At 62.3% G+C, this 8586-nt stretch carries 8 protein-coding genes; 2 read left to right on the forward strand and 6 right to left on the reverse strand.

Annotated elements, in window-relative coordinates; genetic code table 11:
- On the forward strand, window positions 1–963 hold a 963-nt coding region (locus tag AC1DUU_RS15235), incomplete at its 5' end, for a Rieske 2Fe-2S domain-containing protein (RefSeq protein WP_476784248.1).
- Window positions 964–1012: 49 nt separating this feature from the next.
- On the opposite strand, the gene AC1DUU_RS15240 is transcribed toward AC1DUU_RS15235, so the two are convergent.
- Both AC1DUU_RS15240 and AC1DUU_RS15245 read right to left on the reverse strand, forming a co-directional pair.
- Window positions 1013–1777, reverse strand: coding sequence for an IclR family transcriptional regulator (locus AC1DUU_RS15240; RefSeq protein WP_476784249.1), 765 nt, complete (start codon window positions 1775–1777; stop codon window positions 1013–1015).
- 128 nt (window positions 1778–1905) lie between these two features.
- Window positions 1906–4554: an autotransporter family protein gene (locus tag AC1DUU_RS15245; protein WP_476784250.1), complete on the reverse strand. Its 2649-nt coding sequence runs from the start codon at window positions 4552–4554 to the stop codon at window positions 1906–1908.
- A 353-nt stretch (window positions 4555–4907) separates the two neighbouring features.
- Between AC1DUU_RS15245 and AC1DUU_RS15250 the strand changes: the two genes are divergently transcribed.
- On the forward strand, window positions 4908–5966 hold the full coding sequence (locus tag AC1DUU_RS15250; protein ID WP_476784251.1) for a helix-turn-helix domain-containing protein: 1059 nt from the start codon (window positions 4908–4910) through the stop codon (window positions 5964–5966).
- A gap of 63 nt (window positions 5967–6029) precedes the next feature.
- Here AC1DUU_RS15250 and AC1DUU_RS15255 read toward each other — a convergent pair whose 3' ends face one another.
- The 4 genes from AC1DUU_RS15255 to AC1DUU_RS15270 form a co-directional block, all read right to left on the reverse strand.
- Complete coding sequence (locus tag AC1DUU_RS15255) at window positions 6030–6824, reverse strand: anti-sigma factor family protein (protein WP_476784252.1); 795 nt, start codon at window positions 6822–6824, stop codon at window positions 6030–6032.
- Complete coding sequence (locus tag AC1DUU_RS15260) at window positions 6811–7353, reverse strand: sigma-70 family RNA polymerase sigma factor (protein ID WP_476784253.1); 543 nt, start codon at window positions 7351–7353, stop codon at window positions 6811–6813. The genes AC1DUU_RS15255 and AC1DUU_RS15260 overlap by 14 nt, the downstream gene beginning before the upstream one ends.
- A gap of 46 nt (window positions 7354–7399) precedes the next feature.
- Window positions 7400–7729 (reverse strand): cupredoxin domain-containing protein, encoded by a 330-nt coding sequence (locus AC1DUU_RS15265; protein ID WP_476784254.1) that lies wholly within the window; start codon window positions 7727–7729, stop codon window positions 7400–7402.
- A 24-nt stretch (window positions 7730–7753) separates the two neighbouring features.
- A partial coding sequence (locus tag AC1DUU_RS15270) for a metallophosphoesterase family protein (protein ID WP_476784255.1) occupies window positions 7754–8586 on the reverse strand: 833 nt, incomplete at its 5' end.

Here is an 8586-nt window from a genome sequence, read left to right on the forward strand (position 1 = left end):
GTCCACCCGCGCTGCGCGCATCGCGGCGCCTCGCTCTATTACGGCCGCGTCGAAGAAACTGGCATTCGCTGCTGCTACCATGGCTGGCTGTTCGACACCGAAGGCAATTGCCTCGAACAGCCCTGCGAACCGGAAATGGGCGAAAAGACCCGCGGCCATGTCCGCCAGCCGCACTATCCGCTTGGAGAGAAGTATGGCCTGATCTTCGCCTATATGGGCCCGCTCGACCGCAAGCCCGTGCTGCCGAGCTACGATGTGCTTGAAGGTCTTGCGGACGGCGAGTTCCTGGAAACCGATGACAGCAGTATCGGCAGCGGTGGTCCTGTCATCGTCGATTGCAACTGGCTCCAGCACTACGAAAACGTGCTCGACCCATTCCATGTGCCGATCCTGCACGGCTCCTTCAGCGGCGATCAGTTCAATTCCAAGATGAGCCTGATGCCGCGCGTGACCTTCCACTACACACCGCGCGGCGTGTCGAGCCTGCAATTACGCGATTTGGAAGCCGGCGAACATCAGCGCATCACCGAGGCGGTGGTACCCACCGTGCGCGCTGTCGCAAGCCCGGTCGCGACTGTCGACGGACCCTGCACTCTGCTCGGCTGGGTGCTGCCGATGGACAACACTTCGTTCCGCATCTACTCGGTCGGCCGCGTCACGGAAGCCGGCACGCTGGCAAAAATCCGCTCGAAATATGCCGGCAAACTCTGGCAGGAACTCTCTGAGCAGGAACACCAGAAGCTGCCGGGAGACTATGAGGCCCAGGTCGGCCAAGGACCGATCACCTTCCACTCGGAAGAAAACCTGACCTCGACCGATCAAGGCATCGGTATGCTCAGGCGCGTCCTGCGCCAACAGGTCGATGCGGTGGCAACAGGCAAGGATCCGATGGGCGTGGTCTTTGATCCAGCCAAGGCGCTGGTCCAGCTCGAGGCCGGGTCGCGCACCGTCCCCAAAGCATGATTGAATTGCCGGCTCGCGGACTTACCTGCGGCCGGCAAAGCACCTGTGATCAGCTTGATTGCCGGGGCATCAGCGGCGGGGTGACGCCGTCGGCGTAACGCTTCTGGATCTCGCTCGCCACCGACCGGACCGTCGCGAGCAGCTGGACGTCCGGCTCGGGCACAAGCAGCGACGACGACAGGATCACCCCCAGCGAGGCACAAATCTGGCCGTCGGCTTCGAATATCGGGGCAGCGATGCCGCCGAGCCCGTTGCCGCGCGTGTCGGTTTCGAAATCGACACCGTGGGCCGACAAATTCTCGACGACCCGAGGCGGCACCGGCTTCTTGTTTTCGAAGTAATAAAACAGCCGAGCGGCCGGCGATCCGGGCAGGCTGAGCACCATGCCGGGCTGCACCATGATTCCGGGCTCGAACGGATTTGGCACGGCGTGCACGACCATCGCACCGCCCTTGATCGGCGTGGTCAGCAACGCTGTATGCCCGGTCTGTGCGCATAATTCGCTGAGATAAGGTCGGGCGATCTCGACGACGTTGCTGCGGTAGACGGCCGCGCGGCCGAATTTGAACAGCTTGCGGCCGAAGACGTAACCCTCGCCCTCCCTGGCGTGGTCGACAAGTCCGAGGCGCGTCAGTGTCTGCAGATGCCTGGAAACCCTAGCCTTGGTCATGTCTAGCGAACGCGCAAGCTCGGTCACGCGCACGGGCCCCGGGGCATCGGCGAGCGCATCGAGAATCTCGACCGCAACCTCGACGCTTTTCACCGTTGACGATGATCTCTGATCGTCGTCATTGTCTGGGTCAGACCGTCTCATGGCTGTTCTTCCGCTACACGTGCCCTGTTATATGTCACGCATAGCAAGAAGTAATCACGAAATTCGAGACAACTGGCGGAAAACCCCCTTACGTCGGCTCCCGGCGTGACCTGGCCAGACGCGCGTACTCAAAGCCCTGCGGTAAAGCCGACAACGCCCTTGAAGCCGTAGCCGCCCTCAAAGCTGGTCGAGGCCAGCGCTTCGCCGTGCAGGGCATATTTGCCGCCGGCCCATTTGTAGGTGCCGCCGAAGCCGAGTTCGCCGCCGAAGCGTTGGGGCTCGAAGGCGACGTTGACACCTGATACGGCGACAGAGGTGCCGTCGAGGAACTCGTAGGTCAGGTTGGCGATGCCGTAAACGTGGTTGCCGCTGGTATCGGCATCGTAATTGACGGCAGCACCGAGGCGGCCCTTGAGGCTGTCACCTTGGCGCAGGGCAACATTGGCGCCGAACGGATCGGTGAAGGCATCGAAATCGACCGAGGCATAGGCCAGCTGCGCCTGCGGCGTCAGCGACCACGTGGCGTCGAGCGCAATCTTGCGTCCGGCTTCGAGGCTGAGCGCATAACCGCTGCCGTGGATGCCGTCGCCGATTGTGCCGATGCCAACAGCACTCATGTCGGAGCGCAAGGTCGCCACCTGCGCCTGGCCGTCGACATAAAAGCCAGTCTGGCCATACCAGGTCAAATTGGCGCCAATGCCATGACTTTCGGTGGTGTTCGAGCCATCGCCGAGGCTTGAGAAGATGTCGGCTGTAGCGTGCGAATATTGCGCCGTCAGCCCGCCAATCAGCATGCCGGCAGTGCCTTCGTAGAGCTGGCCGTCGAAACCGGCCTGCACCAAGACTGTGTCGGCGTCATAGGCGGCATTGGCAGTGGAAGTATCGGCCTCGACATGGCCGTGCGCTGCCTCGATGCGAGTCCAAATGGCGGCCTCGCGCGATATCGCGCCGCCATTCACCGCATTGCGCACGCGTTCGCCAACACGCTGCTCGAGCGTCGGCAGCGCCACCATGCCAAGCAGCACCTGCGGATAGTTTTCGTAGACCGGCACGGTGGGCGCGAGGCCACCAGCGCGCAGGTACCAGTCACCATCTGCCGGGTTGGTGATGCCGTGCTGGAACAAATTATAGCGATAGGCACCGCCAATTGCCGGGCCGTTGAGCACGAAAGCGTCGGCCGCCGAAGCGCCGTCGACCTGGACGATCCTGATGCCGTCGCCGGTGGTTTCGGCGCCGGCGCCGCCGACATTGATGACCCGCACCTTGGTCGCGCCGGTGCCCAGGATGGTGTCGCCAGTGACGACGAGCAGATCAGTTGGCGAATTGTCAGCGCCGAGCTTGGCCTCGATCTCCAATGCGCCGCCATTGCTAGTGTAGTCGCCGGCGACGGTGAATGTGCCGATCGAATTGCCCGGCGCGATGATACCGCCGGCATTGTTGGTCGTTGCGCCGACCGTGCCAGTGCCTTGCAGGCGTCCGCCAAGCACGTCCATGGTGCCACCGAGGATGCCGTTCACGGAAAGGGTGCCGGCGCGGACAGTCGTTGCGCCGGTGAAGCCCGAGCTGTCGCCTTCGAGGCGCGTAGTGCCCGAACCGGTCTGGTTGATCCTGCCATTGCCGGACATAGGCAGTGCGAAGGCGTAGTCGCTGTTGGTGTGGTTGAAATTCAGCGCACCCGTGCCGCCGGCAAGGGTGATGGAGGCGACATCCAAATGGCCCGCGCCCGTTGCCGCTTCGCCAACCGCGCCGCCGATGTTGATCGTCCCACCCTTGTTGATCGTCAGAACGCGCGAAGGCGCGACTGCGACAAAGGAAAAGGTGCCGCCGTCCGCAACGGTGATGATGCCAGTTCCGTTGGTCCCGAAGATCAGGCTGTTGACGCTATGCCGTGAACCGGCGCCCGAGATCAGGATGTTGGAGGTCTTGCCGGCGAGATGGCCGATCGACATATTGCCGTTCTGCATCAAGCCGCCATCGAGGATCCTGAGCGACACATTCCCAAAAAAGCCGAGCGAGCTTTGCCAGCGTGACCCGGTGCCGGAGATCAGGATCGTCGCACTTCCCGACCCGGCGCCCGCAACACCGGCGCCCATGGCGATCTGCCCCCCATGGATGATCGCGCCGCCGTCGAGGATATTGTAGGTGGCGTTGCCATGCAGCGAGCTGATGGCGGATTGCGTTCTGAACTCCGACCCATCTCCGATCAAGTTCAATGTCGCCTTTGTACCCGCCACATTCGCGACGTTGACGTTTCCGCTGGTGTTCTGGAACATGCCCCCATTTTCAACCGTCATCGTGACACCGGCCGCAGAACCAATGGCGCCGAGGCTGGCTCCCGTGGTGAGCTTCGATCCAATCCCGCTGATGATCAGGCCGGCATTGGCGCCGGTCAGGGACAGCGTGCCGCTGTTTGCCACCGTGCCACCATCACTGATGCGCAGCCCGCCCCCGGAGATCGTCGTGCTCGCGTAGCTGCTCGCGCCCGTCAGGGTCAGTGTGCCGTCGCCCGCCTTGGTGGCGCCTCCGGCCCCGGTGATGGCGCCCGACTGCGTTGCGCTGGCCCCCACCCCCACGGTCAATATTGAAGGGGCGGTAACGCCCGTGGTTCTCACCTCGCCATTGCCGTAGCTGATGTTCTGTGCCTGCGCCTGAGTTGACGCTATCGTGGCAATCGCCAGCGACAAAACCAGAACAGAATGTGACACCGCACAACGTGGTAGGCCATATAGGCTACCGAATGGGTGATCGGCGGAAATGGTCTTGGTGACGATAGGCATGGCTGCTCCTGCCCGAAGCCGCATTTCTGAAGCCCGGATCGCTGGTCTGATACGAGCCTTCCTGTCAGGGGGGAATGCATGCAGCAAGCTGCCGCAGAACTGATCCCTCAAGATACCCGCCGCAAGGGGAGCATTCGCATAGAATTGGCTATATCGAAGCGGCGCCATGTCTCATTTTTCTATGCATTTTGTCTCAAGCCATTCACCGCGCTTCTACCGGGCCGTGCTGATCGTCTTCGACGCACGCAAGAATAGGTGGAACACGACATCAAATCACCTTACCAACCGTCAGGTGAGGTTTCGGCCTTGGCGAGGGAAAAAACGATGGGACAAGCTGGAACGGACATCCGATAGTGGCTGACGAAGTGCTGCTTTCGACGGACTTCGTCGAACCGGGCCTGCGCGACGAAGTCTGGCGCGAGATCGCCAAGCCCTATTTCGAGGCGACGCWAGGCGACGGGGACGAAGACACCCTGCAAGGCTCAATCCTGTCGCGGTCACTGAACACGATACTGCTGGGGGCGACGACATTCAACGGACAACGCTACAGCCGGGATCGGCGCATCGTCTTGCAGAGTGGGCTCGACCATTATCTGGTGCAGCTTTTCGTCTCCGGTTCGCTCCTGGGCGATTGCGACGGCCGCATGATCTCCGTCGATCCGGGCGACATCTGGGTCTTCGACCTTGCCCGCACCTTCAAAGGCAGTGCACGCGCCGGATCGACGATTTCGATCGTCCTGCCGCGCGAGCGCGTCGATAAAGCGGCTGACGGGTACAGCCTGCATGGCGAAGTGCTCAAGGCAGGGTCTCCCGTCACGCGGCTTTTGACGGATTTCATCGTCAGCCTGTCGAACGTGTCGGCTGAGATGGAGCATGCCGATATGCTTGCCCTTGAGGGAGCCGCCATCGATCTGCTGGCATGCGGCCTGGCGCGCCAGCTCCCTGACGGCGCAATAGGCGACCAGGCACTTGCACATGTGCTCCGCCGACGCGTGCTCGATTTCATCGACGCAAATCTGTCTGAACCTGAGTTGGGGCCGACCCTGCTGATGCGGCGTTTCCGCGTATCACGGGCCCACCTCTACAGGACGTTCGCCACCGATGGGGGCGTCGCCAGGGTAGTGCGCGAAAGGCGCTTGGATGCGGCCTATGGCGAGCTTGTGCGCCCTGGCCATCCGTCGCGCTCGATAACCGAGATGGCCTCTCGGCTTGGCTTTTCCGGCAGCTCTCAGTTCCTGCGCGCATTCCGCGCCCGCTTCGGCATGACGCCGAGCGAAGCCCGGCAGGAAAAGGCCCGGCCGACACTGGCCGATCGGCGGCTGGCGCAGGTACAGGCGCGCTTGCTGGAATATTCGCAGAACCTTCTTGCGGATGACGCGTCTCATGCCGGCACTCACGACGGAGACAGCTGAGGGGTTTGCCAGAGGCCGCCATCGCCGCCTCGCCGCCCAAATTTGAAGTGGCATCGCGACAGGTCAACCTGCGACGGCCGCTGCCTGGAAGCGGTGGACGAAATCTTCGAGGACGGGGCGCTCCGTATCCGAGATTGCCCAATAGGAAAAAGCGCCATCGTTCCAGCGTACCAGCGAGAACCCGTTCGCCGAAAGAGCCGCCTCGGCTGGCGCTACGGCGATCTCCTGTGGCACCGCGACAAGCGTAATCAGGTGCTCATTGTGACGGTAAACGAGCGCCGGCACCGGCTTGTCCCCAATCACTTCGACCCGGCCTCCGAGAAGTGAATATCCATCTTTCGCAAGGTCGGGCGCCGGTGGCGAGACTCCGATCCTGGCGTCCAGCCATGGCTTTACCGTATGGCGGTCCGAAGAAGCGACGTCCACCGCGCTAGCCGCCAGAAGGCTGCGACGATGGCTGCTGGCGATTGCCGTGGCGAAGCTGTCCTGCGCTATGGGCGCCGTCATCCAGTAGGTGGCACCGCTTGCCACGGCAGCCGAGACCAGCGCCGAGGCGGCCAGGGCGCGCCAACCCGACAAACGGAAGCTGTCATTTGCCGGCCTCGTTGCCGCCTGCTTGTGTGCAGCGAGTTCGGCGATGCGCGCCCGAAAAGCGTCGCTGATCTCGGGCCTGGGCAAGCTGGAAACAGCGGTGCGGAGCGCATCGATCCGCGCATGTTCGGCAGCAAGGACCGGATCGCTCGCCATGCGCCGCTCAAGCGCCAAGGCCGCTGCAGCGTCGAGTTCGCCATCGACCAGGGCATGGATCRGAAGGCGCATGTCAGGCGAATTGGTCGGCAGTCCGTTATCTTCGATCATGATTGCCCCCAAGTTGCGAAATCAGCATTACTCGGGCTCGCGAAAGGCGGGACATGACCGTGCCTAGCGGCACGTCAAGCATTGCTGCGATCTCCCTGTAGCTGAGGTCGTTGATGTCGCGCAGCACGATAATTTCCCGATATTGGTGCGGCAGGGATGCTATGGCCGCTTCAAGTGCCGCGATGTCGGCTTTGGCGATCAGGGCCGCCTCGGGGCCATCGACGGGCTGAATGTCCTGCGAAGCGGCCATCTCGTCGAGATCGCTGAGATCTCCAACAGCAACGATACTGCGTGGCCGGTTGCGCGAGAGCCACGAGTAAGAGGTGTTGCGCACGATGCTCAATAACCAGGCGCGGGCATTGCCGCCGGCATAGCTGCCGATGCCGGCATAGGCCTTGAGACAGGCCTCCTGCACCACGTCTTCGGCGTCCACCGCATTGCCGGTCAGCCAGCGCGCCAGCGCCAAAGCGTCGCCAAGATGAGGCAGAACCACCTCACCAAAGCGTTCGGCCGAAACATTGCCGCTCAACACAGCCGTATCATCCGGGACTCCCAACAAGGTTCGCGGACGGCTTTCAAAAAGTAACTGTGACCTTGCCCTGCATATGCGGGTGTAGCCCGCAAAAATAGGGGAAGTCGCCAGCCTTGGTAAAGGTGAAGGCATAGGTGTCGCCTGTGTCAAGCGCCTTGGACCTGAAGGAGCCATCGCTCGATACGACCAGATGCGGAATGTCGTCGTCATTGCGGAACGTGACCGTCGTCCCGGCTTTCACGGTCAATGTTCGCGGCGTGAAGGCGAAGTTTTCGATCTTCACCATCGGCGCATCGGCCGCGAGCAAAGGTGCATCCATGGCGGCCAGGCCAAGGCCCACAACGATCGCCGCGAGTAGAGCTGAACGGATCATGCGAATGCTCCTTCGGCTTTCCACTCAAGCTTCGGCAAGCGTGTGATCGATGATGGCAAGCTCGCCACCGCCCTGCTTCACCGCAACGGAGGTGGTGCCGAGCAAACCGCGAAGCTTGCCTGGTTCGACCGTCATTGGCCCCGGTGCCGGAGCCGTGCCCGGTGCCGGCTGCGGAAAGGCCGTCGAGCGCGCAGTATGGAAAGTCACATTGCCTTCGACCTTCTGCATGATTTGATGGATATGGCCGTTCAGCACAGTGACCGAGCCAAAACGTTTGAGTAGAGCGAGCGCGTGTGCCGCGTCGTCGGTGCCCCAGCCCCATTCCGGATAGACGGCCCACAACGGGATATGCGCAAACACGACGACCGGGGTGGAGTTGCTGACCGGCTTCAGGTCGTCGGCCAGCCAGGCGAGCTGGTCCGCGCCGAGATTGCCAAGCCCGCCGGCCTTCAGATTGACGACGTTGACGAGGCCGACGAAGTGCACACCGTTCTGGTCGAACGAGTACCAGCCGGCACCCTTGGTGCCCTTGCCGTAACGTTCGAGATAGGCCTGCCCGTTGCCCTCATCGATGACATCATGTTCGCCGGGAACATAACGCACGTCGAAACCCGAGCCACCGATGATCTGGGCTGCGTTGTCGAACTGCGCTGCTTTGGAAAGATGGGTGATGTCGCCGGTGTGGATCAGGAAGGAGGGCTTTGTCTTGAGTGCCTTGATCTTGGCTATCGCCTCCTTCAGCGTATCGATCGCATGCGGATTGGCCGCCTTGTCGAAGCCGATATGGCTGTCTGAAATCTGCAGGAAGGTGAAGCCGGTGGACAATGCCGCGGCCGCCTCGGCTTCGCCCAGAAGGT

It is taken from the genome of Aminobacter sp. P4_H6_2 (assembly GCF_056400805.1).